Source organism: Actinokineospora sp., from assembly GCF_050699995.1.
Taxonomy (GTDB): Bacteria; Actinomycetota; Actinomycetes; order Mycobacteriales; family Pseudonocardiaceae; genus Actinokineospora.
Map to the genome: position 1 here is coordinate 1 of NZ_JBOHGC010000010.1, position 2,984 is coordinate 2,984.

At 70.2% G+C, this 2,984-nt stretch carries 1 protein-coding gene; it reads left to right on the plus strand.

The genetic code is table 11. The features are described 5' to 3' along the window. Nucleotides 1-2,984, plus strand: a 2,984-nt coding sequence (locus tag ACRDSQ_RS00525) for an RHS repeat-associated core domain-containing protein (protein WP_431417791.1), incomplete at both ends; no start/stop codon positions are given.

The window sequence follows — 2,984 nt, forward strand, 5'->3', positions numbered from 1 at the left end:
ACGACGAGCTCGACCGCCTGGTGCGGCGTCGCGACGCCGGGACCGGCGGCTGGAGCGAGCTCGGCTACGACCGGGTGGGCAACCTCGTCCGCGAGACCGACCCGCGTCTGAACCAGACCAGCTACAGCTACGACGCGCGGGACCGGCGACGGACGCGCACCGTTCACCTGGACCGGGTGAGCGCGCTGGGGGCCGCGACCACCCGCTACGGCTACGACGCGGTGGGCAACCTCACTGCGGAGGAGCCGCCCAACGGCAACTCCCTCGTCCACCGCTACGACGAGCTCGACCGGCTGCTCGAGACCCGCGACGAGCTCGGGCTGGTCTTGGCGGCGAGCTACGACGCGCGCGGCAACCGGCTGAGGACGACGGACGCCAACGGGCGCCTCACCACCAACGAGTACGACGCCCTCGACCGGCTGGTGCGCCAGGAGCTGCCGGAGAGCCGCACGGTCGCCCACGACTACGACGTGGCGGGGAACCGGATCGCGACCACTGACCCCGGCGGGCATCGCAGCCGCTTCGCCTACGACTCCCTCGACCGCCTCGTCACCACCACCGACCCGGCGCCGTTCGCCTTCACCACCCGGCTTTCCTACGACCTCGCGGGCAACAAGGTCGCCGAGACCGACCGGCGCGGGCACCCCACCGACTTCGCCTACGACGCGCTGCACCGGCTGGTGCGGGTGACCGACCCGCCGCTCTCGCGCGAGGGCGACGTGCGGCGCACGATGAGCTACCGCTACGACGCGGTGGGCAACCGAGTCGAGGAGGTGGATCGGCGCGGCATCGCGAGCGAGCTGCGCTACGACGCGGAGAACCGGCTGCTGGAGAGGCGGCGCGACGGCGTCTCGGTGCAGCGCTTCGAGTACGACCTGGTGGGCAACAAGAAGCTCGAGTACGACGCGATCCCGTCGCACCCGCCCACCGGCTACGAGTACGACGAGCGCAACCTGCTGGTCGCTACCCACCGTCCCCTCGGCGCCACGGTCGGCTACGAGCGCGACCTGATGGGGGAGGTCACGGTCGAGACCGACCCCGAGGGCCGCACGACGCGGCGGGGCTACGACGCGCGACGGCGACTGGTCGCGGAGACCAACGGTGCCGGGGAGACCACCCGCTACGAGGTGGACGGGGAGGGCAACCGCACAGCGATGGTGCGGCCCAAGGGCGCGGACGCCGCGGGCAGCTTCCGCTGGGAGTACGAGTACGACGGCGCCGCCCGCCTGCGTTTCGTGCGCGACCCGCTCGCGAACGCGACCGAGTACCGCTACGACGCCGACGGCAACCGCACGTTGCAGCTGGACGCGGCGGGCAAGTCGACGCGCTTGGAATACGACGAGCTGCACCGGCAGACGAAGCTCGTCTACGCCGGCGGGGCCGAGGAGCGCTACGAGCACGACGAGGCGGGCAACCGCACGGTGGTGCAGACGCCGAACGGCGCGGCGATTGCGAGCGAGTACGACGAGCGCAACCGCGAGGTGGTGCGGCAGGTGCCGGTCGTGGCCGGCGCCGCCGAGGTCAGCCGCATCGCGACCGCCTACGACGGCAACGACAACGTGGTGCGGGTGGAGGAGAGCTTCAGCGGGCCGACGGGGACACGGACGGAGAGCCGCGCCTACGACCGCTTCGACCGCCTGCAGACGGCCACCGACCGCTTCGGCAAGGTCACCACCTACAGCTACGACAACAACGGGAATCGGACGTCGCTCAAGGACGCCGACGGCCTCGTCACCCGCTACGAGCTCGACGCCCTCGACCGCCTCGACACGGTCACCAGCGCGGCGGGGGTGACCGACTACGAGTCCTTCCGCGACGGGCGGCTCGCGAGCGTCACCTACCCGGGCACCGGGCAGGCCGGGCAGAGCGGCACGGCGGGAGCGCAGCACGCCTACGACGCGTCGGGGCGCCTCGCCACCCTCCGCAACACCTTCGCTGGCGCGTCGGTGTCGAGCTACGAGTACCGCTACGACCGGAACGGCAACCGGGTCGAGCAGGTCGAGGTCAACGGCGCAGCGGCGGAGACGACCACCTACGAGTACGACGATGCCGATCGGCTGACCGGCGTCGACTACCCCGACCAGGCCGTCGACTACACCTACGACGCGGTGGGCAACCGCCTCACCGAGAAGGTCACGACGGCGACCGCTCAGACCCACGACAAGACCTACACCTACAACGACCGCCATCAGCTCACCACCCTCGTCGACCGCCTCGACGCGGCGGCCAACACCACCTACGCCTACGATGCCAACGGCAACCAGACCTCGCGGACGAGCGGCGGGCTCGAGACGCGGTTCGCCTTCGACGCGCTGGATCGCGTGGTGAGTGTCGAGCGCGAGCTCAGCGCCGGCAGCGGCTTCGAGCTGCTCGGCAGGTACCAGTACGACTGGCAGGGCCTGCGGGTGGAGAAGCGCACCGGCAGCGGCGTCGTCCGCTACACCTACGACGACCAGAGCGTGCTGCTACAGCACGGAGTCGATGGGGTCACGATTGCCAAGTACGACTATGGCCCCGATCGGCTGCTGTCGCTCAATCACAAGACCGAGGGCAGGAGCTTCTACCTCTTCGATGGGCTCGGCAGCCCGGTCACGCTCATGGCGGCGGATGGCGCCGTCAGAGAGAGAAGCAAGTACGACGCCTGGGGCAACCTGCGCAGTCAGACCGGCGACAGCTGGAACCCCTTCGCCTTCACCGGCCACGAGCTCGACGAAGAGACCGGCCTCTACTACGCCAAAGCCCGCTTCTACGACCCGGAGGTCGGGCGCTTCCTCTCTGAAGATCCGCTCGACGGCGAAGCGAAGACTCCCCCAAGCCTGCACAGATATCTGTACGCCTTCGACCAGCCGACGCTCTACGTGGATCCCACGGGCGAAGCGACGGTCGAAGTCGCCGGGCGACAGGCGTGGGTACCTGATGTCGCTGTCGAATGGGGTCTGGAAGCAGCCGGCTGGGCGGTGGGCCAAGTGGAGGCGGCCCAAGAG